12 protein-coding genes and 1 tRNA gene are annotated in these 16300 nt (G+C 42.2%); 3 read left to right on the forward strand and 10 right to left on the reverse strand.

Going from position 1 to position 16300, the window contains the following annotated elements; all coding sequences use genetic code 11:
* Positions 1–462: 462 nt before the first annotated feature.
* Positions 463–2205 (reverse strand): arginine--tRNA ligase, encoded by a 1743-nt coding sequence (argS, locus tag CWC02_RS02825; RefSeq protein ID WP_138616318.1) that lies wholly within the window; start codon positions 2203–2205, stop codon positions 463–465.
* A 61-nt stretch (positions 2206–2266) separates the two neighbouring features.
* Positions 2267–3850 carry a peptide chain release factor 3 gene (prfC, locus tag CWC02_RS02830; RefSeq protein WP_054551232.1) on the reverse strand — a complete coding sequence of 528 codons (1584 nt, stop codon included), beginning with the start codon at positions 3848–3850 and terminating at the stop codon, positions 2267–2269.
* A gap of 251 nt (positions 3851–4101) precedes the next feature.
* On the opposite strand from prfC, the gene CWC02_RS02835 reads away from it, so the two are divergent.
* The gene (locus CWC02_RS02835; RefSeq protein WP_138616320.1) at positions 4102–6756 is read left to right on the forward strand and encodes a hybrid sensor histidine kinase/response regulator; all 2655 of its coding nucleotides are present in this window, start codon (positions 4102–4104) and stop codon (positions 6754–6756) included.
* Here CWC02_RS02835 and rimI read toward each other — a convergent pair.
* The 4 genes from rimI to CWC02_RS02855 form a co-directional block, all read right to left on the reverse strand.
* Positions 6753–7199 carry a ribosomal protein S18-alanine N-acetyltransferase gene (rimI, locus tag CWC02_RS02840; protein ID WP_054551230.1) on the reverse strand — a complete coding sequence of 149 codons (447 nt, stop codon included), beginning with the start codon at positions 7197–7199 and terminating at the stop codon, positions 6753–6755. The two genes, CWC02_RS02835 and rimI, sit on opposite strands and share 4 nt — an antisense overlap.
* Positions 7186–7488, reverse strand: a complete 303-nt coding sequence (locus CWC02_RS02845; protein WP_138616322.1) for a hypothetical protein — start codon at positions 7486–7488, stop codon at positions 7186–7188. Before CWC02_RS02845 ends, rimI begins: the two co-directional genes overlap by 14 nt.
* 68 nt (positions 7489–7556) lie before the next feature.
* Positions 7557–7633, reverse strand: a tRNA-Trp gene (locus CWC02_RS02850).
* A 189-nt stretch (positions 7634–7822) separates the two neighbouring features.
* Positions 7823–8722, reverse strand: coding sequence for a LysR family transcriptional regulator (locus CWC02_RS02855; RefSeq protein WP_138599628.1), 900 nt, complete (start codon positions 8720–8722; stop codon positions 7823–7825).
* A gap of 101 nt (positions 8723–8823) precedes the next feature.
* Here CWC02_RS02855 and CWC02_RS02860 point away from each other — a divergent pair, with 101 nt between their 5' ends.
* Positions 8824–9954: an FAD-dependent oxidoreductase gene (locus CWC02_RS02860; RefSeq protein ID WP_054551227.1), complete on the forward strand. Its 1131-nt coding sequence runs from the start codon at positions 8824–8826 to the stop codon at positions 9952–9954.
* A gap of 86 nt (positions 9955–10040) precedes the next feature.
* Here the strand turns inward: CWC02_RS02860 and guaA are convergent, their stop codons facing one another.
* Positions 10041–11618, reverse strand: a complete 1578-nt coding sequence (gene guaA / locus CWC02_RS02865; RefSeq protein WP_054551226.1) for a glutamine-hydrolyzing GMP synthase — start codon at positions 11616–11618, stop codon at positions 10041–10043.
* A gap of 100 nt (positions 11619–11718) precedes the next feature.
* On the reverse strand, positions 11719–13188 hold the full coding sequence (gene guaB / locus CWC02_RS02870) for an IMP dehydrogenase (protein WP_054551225.1): 1470 nt from the start codon (positions 13186–13188) through the stop codon (positions 11719–11721).
* 134 nt (positions 13189–13322) lie between these two features.
* On the opposite strand from guaB, the gene xseA reads away from it, so the two are divergent.
* Positions 13323–14657, forward strand: a complete 1335-nt coding sequence (gene xseA, locus CWC02_RS02875; protein WP_138616324.1) for an exodeoxyribonuclease VII large subunit — start codon at positions 13323–13325, stop codon at positions 14655–14657.
* 2 nt (positions 14658–14659) lie between these two features.
* Here the strand turns inward: xseA and CWC02_RS02880 are convergent, their stop codons facing one another.
* A complete protein-coding gene (locus CWC02_RS02880) occupies positions 14660–15310 on the reverse strand; it encodes a hypothetical protein (RefSeq protein WP_138616326.1) in 651 nt (216 codons plus the stop codon).
* Positions 15311–15336: 26 nt separating this feature from the next.
* A complete protein-coding gene (cysE, locus tag CWC02_RS02885) occupies positions 15337–16161 on the reverse strand; it encodes a serine O-acetyltransferase (RefSeq protein ID WP_054551222.1) in 825 nt (274 codons plus the stop codon).
* Positions 16162–16300: the final 139 nt, after the last annotated feature.

The following is a 16300-nucleotide window of genomic DNA, read 5'->3' on the forward strand; positions in this document are numbered from 1 at the left end:
ATCCAGTCTGATAAAATAACCACTATCGCTACTATCAGCTATCAGCTATCAGCTATCAGCTATCAGCTATCAGCTATCAGCTATCAGCTATCAGCTATCAGCTATCAGCTAAAGATTAATCAAGGTTATTGAGCTGTCAATTTGTTGGGTTTCGCTACGCTCTACCCAACCTACGAAGCTAGGTTCTACAAGCTACTCCCCTAGCGCCTAGAGTCTAGGGCCTGCGATTTATGTTGGGTTTCGCTGCGCTCTACCCAACCTACGAAGCAGAATTCACCTAAGTAGTTTAGCCTAAGACAAGGCGGAAAACCGAGTTATCCCTACGAGTTCTTAAACGTTCTGCAAGTGTAGGAGTGCTAGCAAGGCAATAAGTTTATTTATGCCAAGGAGCATACGTGTTTTGTATGTGACTTAGGCTAAATAAACTCATTAACGCAGCTAAAGCGAACTACACGAAGCAGATTACATTTGCTCCATGACTTCGATACCTAAAAGATCCAATCCTGACTTCAGTGTCTTCGCAACCAAATTACACAGTACTAAACGGCTGTCGCGAACATTTGGCTCTACGCCTTCTTTTAGAACTGGGCATGCTTCGTAGAACGTCATGTATAGGCTTGCTAGTTCGTATAGGTATCCACATAATACGTGCGGTGTCGCTTCGCTGATCATTAGATCGAGTACTTCTTCTAGCTGAAGAAGTTTAAGTGCCAGCGCTTTTTCTTGCGGCTCGTTGATTGCAACGTCTGCTGTTAATGACGCCGCATCAATACCTGATTTACGGAAGATACTGCGAACACGTGTATATGCATATTGTAAGTAAGGCGCTGTCGCACCTTCAAAGCTCAGCATTGTGTCCCAGTTGAAGATATAGTCGCTAGTACGGTGCTTAGAAAGATCCGCATATTTTACTGCGCCAATACCTACTTTACGGGCAATTTCGCTACGCTCTTCGTCGCTTAAGTCTGACTCACGCTCAGCTAGTTTAGCGGCTGCACGAGTGATTGACTCTTCAAGTAAATCAGCAAGCTTAACGGTACCGCCAGTACGTGTTTTGAATGGCTTACCGTCTTCACCCATCATGGTGCCGAATGGGCAGAACTCATAACTTGTTTCATCACGTAATAAACCTGCTTTACGTGCGGTTAGCTCAACTTGATTGAAGTGTAAGCTTTGACGTGCATCTACAAAGATTAAGATGCGATCAGCACCCAGTTTATTTGAGCGGTAATCACAAGCAGCTAAGTCAGTTGTCGCATATAAGAAACCACCACCTGATTTCTGTACGATAAACACTGAAGGCTCGCCGTCTTTGTTAGCAAGCTCATCTAAGAACACGACTTGTGCGCCATCAGACTCAACGGCAATATTTTTGTCTTTCAATAGTGCGATGATGTTTGCAAGTTCACTGTTGTAAGCACTTTCTGCCATGATGTCATCTTGCGTAAGTGTTACGTTTAGACGCTTATAAACTTCTTCAGAATGCTTTACAGAAGTGGCAATGAATAACTTCCACAGCTTTTCGCAGTGTGCGTCGCCGCTTTGTAATTTAACAACGTAATTACGGGCTTTGTCGGCAAACCCTTCTTCATCATCAAAGCGTTTTTTCGCATCACGGTAGAAGGTTTCAAGATCGGCCAGCGCTACAGACTCTAAGTCTACACCTTGGTTGATTTGATCTTCTAAGTGCGCGATTAACATACCAAACTGAGTCCCCCAGTCACCCATGTGGTTTTGACGAACAACTTCATCACCACGGAACTCAAGGGCACGAACAACCGCATCACCAATGATGGTTGAACGTAAATGACCTACGTGCATTTCTTTAGCAAGGTTAGGTGATGAGTAATCAACAACTACTTTTTGTGCTGTTGCATGTGGCGCAACTGCTAGCTTTTCGTCTTCGTTTGCTGCTTTTAAGCTAGCTGATAAAAACTCAGGCTTTAAGTGAATGTTGATAAAACCAGGGCCCGCGATTTCTGTTTTTTCTGCGATATCTGCAAGGTCTAGGTTATCAATAATTTTTTGCGCAAGTTCACGCGGGTTTGATTTTAATTTTTTAGCCGCGCCCATTGCGCCATTGATTTGGTAATCACCAAACTGTGGACGTGTGCTTTGTGTTACCGCTGGATTAGTGTCTTCAGGTAACCCTGCTGCAACCATAGCAGCAATTGCTTTGTCGATTAAAAGAGTACGAATATTCATTGTAATTTTTACCTTTATGGCCCGCTGTACGGGCACTTAAATTTGAAGCAGACTTAGCGTATTAGTTTTCGCGCGTGTGGTTAAACTTGATGTCTGGATAGCGTTCCATCGACAAGTTTAGGTTTACACGGCTTGGCGCGATATAAGTAAGGTTATCGCCACCATCAAGCGCTAAGTTGCTTTCGCACTTACGCTTAAACTCTTCAAGCTTTTTGGTATCGTCTGAGCTTACCCAACGTGCAGTGTTAACACTCACACCTTCGTAAATCGCATCAACGTTGTATTCTGCTTTTAAGCGCGCAACAACTACGTCAAACTGTAGTACACCGACCGCACCAACGATAAGGTCGTTATTAATAAGCGGTCTAAATACTTGCACAGCACCTTCTTCAGATAGCTGAACTAAGCCTTTTAATAATTGCTTTTGTTTTAATGGATCTTTTAAGCGAATACGACGGAATAATTCTGGTGCGAAGTTAGGAATACCACCAAACTTCATTTTTTCACCTTGCGTGAAAGTATCACCAATTTGAATTGTACCGTGGTTATGTAAACCAATGATGTCACCTGCGTAAGCATCTTGCGCTCGCTCACGATCACCAGCCATAAAGGTTACCGCATCAGAAATACTCACTTGCTTACCAATACGCACATGGTTCATCTTCATACCTTGGCTATATTTGCCAGATACAATACGCATAAAGGCGATACGGTCACGGTGTTTAGGGTCCATGTTCGCTTGGATTTTAAATACGAAGCCAGAGAAGTTATCTTCTGTTGCAGCAACTTGGCGGTCTTCTGTTTCGCGTGGTAATGGCGCAGGAGCCCACTCAGTTAAGCCATCAAGAACATGGTCAACACCAAAGTTACCAAGTGCTGTACCAAAGTAGACTGGTGATAGTTCGCCCGCTAAGAACAGATCTAAATCAAACTCGTGTGATGCACCAATTACTAACTCTAGCTCTTCACGAAGCTGCTCAGCAAGTTCGCTACCAATCGCAGTATCAAGCTCAGGGTTATCTAAACCTTTGATAACGCGAACTTCTTGAATTGTGTGGCCTTGACCTGTGCTATACAAAATCGTTTCTTCACGGTGGATGTGATACACACCTTTAAACTCTTTACCACAACCAATCGGCCAAGTTACCGGCGCACAGGCAATGTTTAGCTCAGTTTCAACTTCGTCTAATAACTCCATTGGATCACGAATATCACGGTCACACTTATTCATGAAAGTTACGATAGGTGTGGTACGTAAGCGTGTTACTTCCATTAATTTACGAGTACGATCCTCAACACCTTTCGCTGCGTCGATGACCATTAGGCATGAGTCAACCGCAGTCAGTGTACGATAAGTATCTTCAGAGAAGTCTTCGTGTCCCGGAGTATCAAGTAAGTTAACTAGACGCTCATTGTAAGGAAATTGCATAACAGACGTAGTTACCGAGATACCACGTTCTTTTTCCATTTCCATCCAGTCTGATTTTGCGTGCTGGTTTGAGCCACGACCCTTTACGGTACCCGCTTTTTGAATCGCTTGTCCGAATAACAGAACTTTTTCTGTAATCGTGGTTTTACCCGCATCCGGGTGCGAGATGATCGCAAAGGTGCGTCGTTTATTAATTTCGGTAGTTAAATTAGACATGTAAGCTGCTTTTAGTCATAACAAAGCGCACTTAACTGCCTTATAAATTATAAAGCTCGGTGCGCACTGTAAAAATAAAATAGAATTGCCGAGCATTATACCTTGTTTGTCTTAGCCAAAAAAGCAGCGATTGCGAGTAATTACTCCCTTTTAGTTGGGTATTTTCGTTGTTCACTTTTTTGCTAGGCTTGTGTAATCAAGTTGTAACGCATACTATTGATAAATTGCACGGAGGGATGTCAATTTAGGTCATGAAAACCAGTAAGCTCAGTATTCGATTATTGTGGTATATCACACCATTAGTGATCTTACCTTTGTTGTTTTTAGGTGGCTTTACATTAACAAATGTGACCAATTCAACAAAAAAACAAGCTGAACTTATTGTCAGTCGATTTGTTGAGCAACAGCAACAAAAAATCTTTAATTACATTGACTCATTTCACTCGATTACTAAGCTACTCTCAACCTCTCCTGTATTAGCAGACTTTTTAGCCCGCGAACCTGACTCAAAAAACCAATACATTGAACGTCTTGGCGAGTTGATGAATGTATTTGCAAGCTATTCAGAAGCTTACCCAGATATTGTTAGCATTAATTATGTTGCCCCAGACGGTAAAAGCGATGCGTTTTATTCAAGTCAATTAACTCCAGCACCTAAAAGTTACCCGTTTTTTGAGCAAGTGCTACAATCGAATTTACGCCAGCAACAATTCATGATCCCCAAAGAAGATGGCTCTACTAGCCTCTACTTTGTGCACCCCATTTATAATATTGATTACTACTTAAAACAGCCGCAGCAACTGGGGTTTATTGTTGTGCATGTAGAACCATCAATATTGAATGCTAGTATTCTAGAAGCACCATTTAATAACACGCTAAATTTATTTTTAACGACTAAGGGGCAGATTTTATTTAGCTCCGACTATGACTTACGCGGCAATTATTTAAGTGAATATGAGCTTGAGCAAATTAAACAACTCGCTAACTACGGCAAACTTGCCAATATCGAACTTTCAAGTATTGATAAAGAAGAGCGCATAATTTACGCAGTTGAAATGACTGATGGCGATTATTTGATCTCAACCACCCCTAAAGATTTACTTTACCAGTCAGGTAAAGCCATTAGTTTAATCACAGCACTTATAGTTATTATTTCTGTGATTTCGCTGCCTATTCTTATCTATATTGTGGTACGCAACTTACTGCTGACCCCAGTTGAACTATTAGGTGCGGCAAGTCATCGGGTTGGTGATGGTGATTTATCTGTGTACTTGCCAGCCCACACAAACGATGAAGTAGGCGTGCTTTTCAACGATTTTAATCACATGGTGAACCAAATTCGTCATTACCAAGACGAGCTTGAAGAATATAAACATCACCTAGAAGAAAAAGTAGAGAGCAGAACGAAAGCACTCGAAGCAATGAACAGCAAGCTAGAAGTAGCCATTGCGCAAGCTGAACAAGCAAACCAACTGAAAAGTCGCTTTTTAGCGAATATGAGTCATGAAATTCGTACTCCACTTACCGCAATTATGGGCTTTACAGAGCAACTTCTGCACAACAAAGATGCGGTGAATGATGAGCAACATTTAAGCACTATTTTACGTAACTCTAAGCACTTGCTTGAGCTTATTAACAACATTCTTGATTTATCAAAAATAGAAGCTGAAAAACTCGCCGTTGAACGCGGACCATGTAATGTAGTGCAGCTTATACATGATATTGATTCAATTATTCGCCCTCTGGCTAATGAAAAACAACTTACATTTAATATTAACTACCAACTACCAGTACCCAAAACCATTAATAGCGATACCACACGTTTAAAACAAATCTTGATCAATATTGCCAGCAACGCAGTTAAGTTCACTGAGAAAGGCAGCATCTCAATTGATATTAGCTACAACAGCAATAAACAACATTTAGAGTTTGCGATTCAAGACACAGGTATTGGTATGTCAGAGCGTGAGGTTGAAAGGGTATTCAAACCGTTTGAACAAGCCGATACGACGACAACTCGCCGCTTTGGCGGCACAGGTCTTGGTTTGTGTATTTCAAAGAACTTAGCCCAGTTGCTAGGCGGTGATGTACAGCTTATTAGTGAACCTGGAAACGGCAGTTGTTTTACCATACAAGTTGCTGCTCATTTAAACCCCGAGCAGTTACAAGCAGAGGCGTTTATTCATAGCTACGAGCAACTCTCACCAAGTAAAGACGTTCAGCTTTCATTCGCAGCGAATAGCTTTGATGCCAATATACTAGTAGCCGAAGATAACCCAGATAACCAGTTGCTGATCAAACTACTGTTACAAACTTGGGGACTTGAGCCTGACATCGCGAAAAACGGTGCAGAAGCAGTAGAAATGGCATTAGTTAATGATTATCAGCTGATCATCATGGATATGCAGATGCCAGTCATGGGCGGCTTAGAAGCAACGCAAATGCTACGTCACGCAGCCTATGATGGCCCTATTATTGCGCTCACGGCCAATGTAATGAAGACCGATGTTGATACCTATATTGAAGCGGGCTGTGATGAAGCACTCGCCAAACCAATCGACAAAGATGCCCTAGAGCAAGTACTTGTAAGCTACTTACATATCGAAAAAGACAGTCAAAACAAGTGGGAAAACTTACTGAAAAGTGAGAAGTTCCAACAAATTAACGACAACTATCGCTCAAAACTACCTGATTATTTAAGCCAAGTCGTGCACTTGTATCGCGCTAAAGAATGGGAAGCGTTACGTTCATTAGCACACAGCTTAAAAGGCAGTGCGGGGTGTTTTAGTTTTGAAGCTATTCACAAGACTGCAGGTCAGCTTGAAAATGCGCTACGCAGTAATCAAACTGAACAGGTAGAGCAATGCTACGATGCACTTATCAATGCCCTTGAAGAAGCATCTTAAAGGCTAAAGCTCATACCCATCAAAATAGCGTCTTCATTGCCTGTTGCGGTTGGATAGTAGTTCTTGCGCACCGACATATGTGAAAAACCAGCGCTTTCATACAAGCCAATAGCGGGTGCATTCGACTCACGCACTTCTAAAAATAGGTTTTCAGCTTGATGCTGTTCGCCGTGCTCAATAAATGCATTTAACAACTGCTTAGCAATGCCCTGCCCTTGGTACTTCGGCGCAACACAAATATCCATTAAAGTGTAATCTGGTCCCGCTTGTTCACCAATATAAAAACCTAGCATCTCATCACCTTGAAAAGCGGCCAGGTTAAAATAACGGCCAGCTAAACACGACAGCATGGTTTTCTCTGTCCACGGGTGACTATGGCAGGCGTTTTCGATAGCCATTAACTGGCTAATATAGGTTGCATCGACAGGTTTAAAGCTTATCAAGTTGTTCACCGATTAAAGACCAAAGTTGTTTTTTCTGTTCGCCATTCAGCTTATCGCTTGGTAAGCCTAAGCAGCCCTCTTGCCAGCTAATATTTGCTGTTTTAACGATTTGAGTAATAACTAACGGCGCAAATGCCTTTTCGAGGTCTTGGTGAAACTGTAACGGGAGTGTCAGTGTTTCTTGTTGAGTGTTTGGCATCTGTTCGCCAGAAGTAGCAGGCGCAGTTCGATAGTGTTGATTCAACTCTAAAGATTGTACAGAGAATATCGCAGCGTAACTTGGATTCATAACAACTCAATCATGATTAAGAGCAAGTAATATAGGAAGATTTGCGATTAAAGTAAAGAAGGAAGAAATGGCAGGGGCGGAGAGATTCGAACTCCCAACCGTCGGTTTTGGAGACCGCTGTTCTACCAATTGGAACTACGCCCCTGCAATGTCGTCGAATTATATAGAGCTTTTTTCAAAGGTAAAGTAAAAAAACACAGTTTTTAGTTTAACTGCTTCTTAAATAAACAAAACGACGAATTAGCAAGCTATCAAAGCTTTTTTTAAACATACCCAAGTTATCTGCGGATAATTAAAAGAGCCAAACACAGTTATAATAATTTAAATAGCTTCACTATGCTGAAAGGTAATGTTGCTGAATCACAAGTTGCAGGTACTCAAGAAATGCTTTTACTTTTTTGAACGGATATCGACGCCCAGAATAAAAAGCGTACAAAACTAAATCTTCAGGCTCATCAGCTAAGGAATCTATTTTTATTAACAGTCCTTCCTCTAACTCTTGTCCGCACGCGTCATAAGGGAGTATCGCAAAACCTAACCCTTTAAGGGCAGCTGACTTTGCCATATGTCCACTATTTACTTTATAACGAGATGAAACGTTAACCGTGCCAGCTCGTTTGAATTTCCATGGCATGCCTTGTAGAACTGATAGGCTTGTAATACAGGGAAGCTTAACGAGTTCAGTCATTGAGTTTGGTTTAGGATGTTTATCTAGTAAACTAGGAGAAGCTACTACACAACTTGGCCAACGAACGAGCTCTTTTGCAACCCATCCAGAATCCTCCACTGGGCCTCGCCCAAAACGTATTACTATATCAAATCCTTCTAATAGCCCCTCTTCGGGATTAAGCTGAGTATCACAACTTAACTGAATGTTAGGGTATTTATGACAAAACTCAGCTATAGCGTCCGCCAAAAACGGCAAATCAGGCGTAATGACTTTTAAGTGGCCGGAAACTAAATCATTACTTTGATAGCTTTCTTGTAAAACATCCCCCATAGCAACAAGCAACGGAGTTAAGTTCTGGTAAAGAAGTTCCCCTGCTTCTGTTGCAACCATTTTTCGTGTCGTACGTTCCAATAATCTTACATTCAACGCTTGTTCTAAAAGTGCAACATGACGACTCACATTTGATTTTGGAATTTGGCTTAGCTCAGCGGCCCGCTTAATACTTAATTGTTCATATACTTTTTGGAAGCTTAGAAGCCACTGTAATTCAATATTGCTTATCAAAACTATCTCATCAAATGGGATTTACAAACCAAAATTACCACATTTATCCTATTTAGTAGATCAGTAACAATCATTTTTTTCTTAGCAACTAGGATATTTAAATGAGTTCAGTTAAACATATAGCCATTATAGGTGCGGGAGTTGCAGGCCTTGCTTTAGCGATATTTGCAAGAAAACAAGGCATCAAGGTCACATTATTCGAAAGAAACAATAGCTTTTCTACAATCGGTGCCGGTGTTACGTTATGGCCTAATGCGACCTTTGTGCTTAAACAGTTGGGTCTATTAGATGATTTCACCCAATATGGTGGTCTGCCAGTTGCTATGCGGCAGTACGATAAACAAGGCACTCAACGGGGTGAGTTTAACATTCAAACACTAAACTCTCTGTGTGGCTTTCCAACTATTAGCATATTACGTCGTGACTTAATAAAGATACTCGCTGAGCGACTAGAGAAACTGGATGCCACTATTCACTTCAATCAAACCATCAATACTCAAGACATTGCGCAATTAAAAGATAAGTTTGATCTTGTGGTGGGCTGCGATGGACGAATGAATTCGAAAGCACGAGAGTATATGTATAAAGTACCTATACCAACTAAATACCACGGCTTCATAAATATAATAGGCACCTGTGAAATTGATCTGAATCCTTTTGAGCAGACAATTCATGATTTTAGAGATAATAATGAGCGTTTTGGTATAGTACCCGTTGCAAATCAATGTTGTTACTGGGCTGCGGCATGGCCTAGTGACCTTGATAATACAAGACCAATAAAGCAGTGGTTTGAAGAGATGCATGAGCGTTTTCAGGATTGGCCTAAAACAGTTCAGCAGGTACTTAATAACTATAACCCACGCAGTTTAAAACGCATATTTGTACATGATATTGACCCACTCTCCTATTGGCACAAGGAGAATCTCATTATTATTGGAGATGCTGCACATGCTTCCTTACCCACATCGGGGCAAGGTGCTAGCCAAGCGCTTGAAGATGTTTGGCACCTAGCTCAATTATTTAAGACAGGATGTAGCCTCAATGTTATTTTGAAAAAGCTATATGAAACTCGTATTCATAAAACCTCCAGCGCCCAAAACATTGGTAGACTAATAGCTCAGCATATCTTTCAACAGTCATCTCATTCAACCACAGATGCACCAAGTATATCCGCAGATCAACTCAGTCAACTCTATATGCAAGGACTAGACTTAACTCACACCAAATGCTAACCGTCTAAATAACAAAAGCCCGCTTCAAAAAAGCGGGCTTTTGTGTCTTTATAAATATTCAGTACAAGTGACTAGCTTACAGTGGATTATTCCCACTCGATTGTTGCCGGTGGCTTACCTGAAATATCGTAAACAACACGTGAGATACCATCGATTTCGTTGATGATACGGTTAGAAACCACACCTAAGAACTCATAAGGTAAGTGTGACCAACGTGCCGTCATAAAGTCGATTGTTTCTACACAACGTAGTGATACAACCCAGTCGTATTTACGCGCATCACCCATTACACCTACCGATTTAACTGGTAAGAATACCGTAAAGGCTTGACTTACTTTGTGGTAAAGCTCAGCTTTGTGTAGCTCTTCAATGAAGATAGCATCTGCGCGACGTAGTAAGTCACAGTACTCTTTCTTGATTTCACCAAGTACACGAACACCTAAACCAGGACCCGGGAATGGGTGACGGTAAAGCATGTCGTATGGTAGGCCAAGCTCAAGACCAATTTTGCGTACTTCATCTTTGAATAGCTCACGTAACGGCTCAACAAGACCCATTTCCATATCGTCTGGTAAACCACCTACGTTGTGGTGAGACTTGATTACGTGTGCTTTACCTGTTGCTGATGCAGCAGATTCGATTACGTCTGGGTAGATAGTACCTTGACCTAACCATTTAGCGCTTTTCAGCTTTTTAGCTTGCTCATCGAATACTTTAATGAAGGTATGACCAATCGCTTTACGCTTATCTTCTGGGTCTGACTTACCTGCTAAGTCTGCTAAGAATTGATCTTCAGCATCTACTTTAACAATGTTTAGGCCAAACTTGTTGCCGAACATATCCATAACTTGCTGACCTTCGTTTAAACGAAGAAGACCGTTATCAACGAATACACACGTTAGCTTGTCGCCGATTGCACGGTGAATAAGCATGGCAACAACAGATGAATCAACACCACCTGATAAGCCTAAGATAACTTCGTCATCACCTACAGTTTCCTTGATACGCTCAATCGCATCGTCGATTATTTTTGCTGGTGTCCATAGCTTTTCACAGCCACAGATATCAATCGCGAAGCGCTCAAGTAAACGTAAACCTTGGTGAGTATGAGTTACTTCTGGGTGGAACTGTACGCCGTAAAAACGTTTTTCTTCCCATGACATTGCAGCATGTGGACATGTTGAAGTTTTAGCCGTTGTTTTGAAAGTCTCTGGCACTTCCATCACTTTATCGCCATGGCTCATCCAAACGTCAAGTACGCCTGCACCGCCGTCAGTAATGTGGTCTTCGATAGCATCGAATAACGCACAGTTACCTACTTTTTCAACTTGTGCATAACCAAACTCTTTCTTATCAGAGCTGTGTACGCTACCACCTAGTTGCGTTGCCATTGTTTGCATGCCGTAACAGATACCAAGTACTGGAACGCCTGCGTTAAATACATACTCAGGAGCACGTGGGCTGTTTTCAAGTGTTGTAGACTCAGGGCCACCCGACAAAATAATACCTTGTGGATTAAATTCGCGGATTTGCTCTTCAGTTACATCCCATGCCCATAGCTCACAGTAAACACCAATCTCACGTATACGACGTGCGATTAACTGTGTGTATTGCGAACCAAAATCTAAAATGAGAATTCGTGAATCGTGAATGTCTTTGCTCATGGAGTATCTCGTTAGTCAGGAACTGCTCTCCCAAAGGGAGATGATCAATAAATTAGGGCTAGCAAATGCTAGCCCATGTAATTTCAATACCTTAAGGTAATTAACCTAAGCGGTAGTTTGGCGCTTCTTTAGTGATTTGCACGTCGTGAACGTGTGACTCACCCATACCCGCTGAAGTCACGCGAACAAATTGAGGTTTAGTATTTAACTCTTCAATTGTTGCACAGCCTGTTAAGCCCATTGCACTGCGAAGACCGCCCACTTGTTGGTGAATGATTGTCGCGATAGGACCTTTATAAGCAACACGGCCTTCGATACCTTCAGGAACAAGCTTGTCTGCTTCGTTCGATTTTTGGAAGTAACGGTCTGATGAACCTTCTTTTTGGTCCATAGCACCAAGGCTACCCATACCACGGTATGATTTGTAGTAACGACCTTGATATAGCTCAACTTCACCCGGTGCTTCTTCAGTACCGGCTAACATTGAACCCACCATTACACATGACGCACCGGCAACAAGTGCTTTTACGATGTCACCAGAGAAACGGATACCACCGTCAGCAATAACAGGAATATCACGGCCTTTTAAGCCTTCAACTGCGTCAGAAATAGCAGTAATTTGTGGAACACCACAACCTGTTACGATACGAGTAGTACAGATAGAACCAGGGCCGATACCAACTTTAACAGCATCAACACCCGCATCAGCAAGGGCAATCGCGCCTTCAGCTGTTGCAACGTTACCTGCTACAATTTGTAGATCTGGGTATGCTTGACGTGTTTGTGCAACACGGTCGATAACACCTTGTGAGTGGCCATGTGATGTATCGATAAGTAATACGTCAACACCTGCTTCAACTAGGGCTGCGATACGCTCATCAGTACCTGCGCCAACACCAACAGCTGCACCTACACGTAAACGACCTTGCTCGTCTTTACATGCATGCGGCTTATCTTGTGCTTTTTGATAGTCTTTTACAGTGATCATGCCTTTTAGTTTAAATGCATCATCAACTACGAGAATTTTTTCGATACGGTGCTCGTGCATTAGACCTAAGATTTCATCACGGTCTGCACCTTCTTTAACAGTCACTAACGATTCTTTTTTCGTCATTACTGTAGAAACAGGTTGCTCAAGTTTCGTTTCAAAACGCATATCACGGCTTGTCACAATACCAACAAGGTTATTGTCAGCGTCGGTTACAGGGAAACCTGAAAAACCTTTGTCTTCTGAAAGCGCGATAGCATCAGCAATTGTAAGATCCGCAGTCACAGTAACAGGGAAAGAAACAATGCCCGCTTCGTAAGTTTTAACTTTACGAACGTTTTTAGCTTGCTCTTCGATTGTCATGTTTTTGTGGATGAAACCTAAACCGCCCTCTTGCGCTAGAGCAATCGCTAAGCGTGCTTCTGTTACAGTATCCATAGATGCTGAAACTAGCGGCAAGTTAAGATTGATACCACGCGTTAAGCGAGTTGAAATATTTGCCGTGTGTGGCAAAACAGTAGAATGACCTGGTACTAAAAGTACGTCGTCAAAGGTAAGAGCTTCTTTAGCGATTCTTAGCATAGTGCAACTTCTCACATGTGGATCTGAGTATAAGGAATTGCGGCCAAATTTTATCAGCGTTATGAGCATGAGTAAATAAAATTATTCATTTATTTGTGTTAAAGTACGCAGAGAATTTTTTACTGGGGTTTTTAATGGCTTTTACGCACTCAACACAGCCTGTTTACACGGTCTCGCGCCTAAATAAGGAAATTCGCCATGTTCTTGAACAAGGCTTCTCATCGCTTATCTTAAATGGTGAAATTTCTAACTTTATAGCCCCTGCATCTGGACACTGGTACTTTACCTTAAAAGACGACCGAGCACAGGTAAAAGCAGCAATGTGGCGCGGCAATAATCGCGGCCAAACTTTTCGCCCGAGCAATGGTGCACAAGTAACCGTGCGTGCCCGCGTATCTTTATATGAACCTCGTGGTGATTATCAGCTGATTGTTGAGCATATGGCCCCTGCTGGCGAAGGCTTATTAAAACAAGAATTCGATGCGCTTAAAATGCGTTTAGCTGCCGAAGGCCTATTTAGCTCAGCCCACAAAAAACCATTACCAACCAATATTAATCGCGTTGGGGTGATCACCTCAGCCACAGGTGCGGCTATACGCGATATTCTAACGGTACTTAAACGCCGTGCTCCGCAGCTTGAAGTCGTGATTTACCCAGCGATGGTGCAAGGTGCAGATGCACACAGTCAATTAATAGAAAAAATAAACATCGCCAATCAACGCAACGAAGTAGATGTGCTTATATTAGGTCGCGGTGGTGGCTCACTCGAAGATTTGTGGTGTTTTAACCATGAGCAATTAGCTCGCGCTATTTTTGAAAGTCATTTACCTATTGTTAGCGCTGTTGGTCACGAAGTTGATACCACGATTAGTGATTATGTTGCCGATATTCGCGCAGCAACCCCTTCTGCAGCCGCAGAACTTGTTAGCCCAAATACCGAAGAGCTATATAACAAAATTACGCAGTTAGTTAGGCACTTAAATCATGCCTTTAAACACGCTTTAGCTGTAAAACGAAGTACTGCCACTCAATTTGAGCATCGCTTGCAGCTATGCCATCCGCGTAATCAACTCAATCAACAAGCGCAAAAGTTAGATGAGCTTAGTTTGGCCTTACATGGCGCGATGAGTAGTAAAATCCAGCGATATGAGCGAGTACTTGCTAACTTAACACCACGCTTAATGCAACGTTCACCCGAAAAGCAGTTAGCGAAAAGCGAGCATCAACTGGCGCAATTACATGCAAGGCTTACACAGGCGATGCAACAGCAACTTTCAAGTTCTCGAAACCAGTTTTCTTTACAAGCGAGCCGTTTAGATTCTGTGAGTCCGCTTAGTGTGTTAGCGCGTGGTTACAGCATTACTAAAAATCAGCACGGTGGCGTTGTAAAATCAGTTAACGATGTAAGCTCTGGTGAGCTTATAACTACCGAGCTTGCTGATGGTCAACTGCAATCAAAAGTTGTATAAAATTACTCCGTGCTTGCAATAATGGTTAGACTATCGTCACTTGAGGTGGTGGAGGTAAATTTAAATTGCTTCCACCAGCTTTGTTCCATCATCTTATCGGTCATGTTACGCCAATAATGACTTGGCAAGTCATCACTCCCCTCAGGTTGCAATAGCTTAAACTGACACACAGAGCTTTTGCATGTAGAGACACTCAGCTGTGGTTGCACTGGTAAATCTGCCATGATTAAAAAATCGCTCATGGCTGTTTCAACTTGGTAGGCCCACGCCTCATCCCGAGATTGCTCTTCTAGCAAGGTATAAAGCTCATCTAGATGCGAATCGATTTGTTGTGGAGGTATTGCACTTGAACGGTAACTGGCAATCACCGCTTGTTGGTTTTCGACTTGCAACTTAAGCTCTGCTACTTGTTGCTCAAGATCGCTTTTACTAACAATTGCTGAACTATTTGAATTCACTTCAGCGACTTGTTTGTTAATAACAGGCGCTACAGCAGTGGCTTGCTGCTCTGGTGCTTGAGGTATGTGTTCTTCAACAAATTGTTGCTGATAAGTTTGCGGCTGTTGTTGTGGGTCTGATTGAAAAAGTGACATAGTGACAGCGCCACAAATAAATGACGCTGCAACAGCTAATCCGAAGGATAATTTAGACAATTCCATTGCTCTTTTAAAGTGTAAAACTACAACATAGCACTGGTGTGGGAGGCATTACTAGCGGTAGTCGCGCCATCATCTAAAAAGTTTTGGTTCATGCTTTCGGCAGGACACGGACAGCTCGGTTTGCCAACCACTTTAGCTGGCACGCCAACCACAGTTGTGTGCGCTGGAACCGCACTTAACACGACAGAGTTTGCACCAATACGTGCCCCCTCTCCTACTTCGATGTTACCCAGTACTTTAGCACCCGCACCAATCAATACACCGGCGCGAATTTTCGGATGGCGGTCACCTTGCTCATTACCTGTACCACCTAAGGTTACAGACTGTAAAATAGAGACGTTATCTTCAATAACTGCTGTTTCACCAATTACAATCCCAGTTGCATGGTCAAACATAATACCATGACCAACTTTACAAGCAGGATGGATGTCAACGCCAAATACTTCTGAGGTTCTGCTCTGAATGAAGCGAGCAAGCTCTTTGCGGTTTTGTTGCCATAAACAATTTGCGAGTCGGTGTGCTTGTATTGCATGGAAGCCTTTAAGATTCAGAATAACAGTTAAGTAACTATCGGCCGCAGGGTCACGATCTTTAACTGCTTTTATGTCATGAGCCACATGCGTCAGCATTAGGTCACATTTAACAAAGGCTTGGTCAAATAATTCGCGGATTGTAAACGCCGATACTACTGCATCAGCAAGTTTATTAGCGACAATAAAACTGAGCGCCGAACCTAGGCATTCATGATTTAACACACACGAATAAACGTGACTTGCTAAAAGCGGTTCACGGGAAACGACTTCGTTTGCTTCTTCTCGAAGCTTTTGCCAAATTTCATGACGCATAATATTGCCTTTCTGGTTGTACCTAACTGCTAAGCTTTAAGTTTAACGGATTTGTAGCAAGATGTACTAACCCGTTGTTTATTTGTTCTGGTTATATCTAATAACCAGAGTAACTACACCTATTTTTACTCTTTTTGCT

The sequence above is a fragment of the Pseudoalteromonas sp. S2721 genome (genome assembly GCF_005887425.1).
Taxonomy (GTDB): Bacteria; Pseudomonadota; Gammaproteobacteria; order Enterobacterales; family Alteromonadaceae; genus Pseudoalteromonas; species Pseudoalteromonas simplex.